Here is a 279-nt window from a genome sequence, read left to right as displayed (position 1 = left end):
TGCTTCTATTATTTGGCACACTAATTTTACTTAGTGGTTGTTCAAATATAGAAATTTTCAACGCAAAAGGGCCAGTAGCAAGTAGTCAGAAGTTCTTGATTCTTTATTCAATCGTCTTCATGCTTGTTATTTGTTTCGTTGTACTTGGCATGTTCGCCATTTTTATTTACAAGTATAGTTATAATAAGAATGCCGAATCTGGTAAGATGCACCATAATGCCATCATTGAAACAATATGGTTTGTAATACCTATCATAATCGTTGCTGCTTTAGCTATTC

The 279-nt window shown here is 33.3% G+C and carries 1 protein-coding gene; it reads left to right on the top strand.

Annotated features, from left to right (window positions below):
- Positions 1 to 279: cytochrome c oxidase subunit II transmembrane domain-containing protein (locus JQ863_RS19320; RefSeq protein WP_275411586.1), on the top strand; the 279-nt coding region annotated here is incomplete at both ends.

The organism is Shimia biformata (assembly GCF_016888515.1).
In the GTDB taxonomy this organism is placed as follows: domain Bacteria; phylum Pseudomonadota; class Alphaproteobacteria; order Rhodobacterales; family Rhodobacteraceae; genus Shimia_A; species Shimia_A biformata.
Note: the sequence above shows the minus strand (reverse complement) of the source record. Positions and strands in the feature narration are given on the sequence as shown.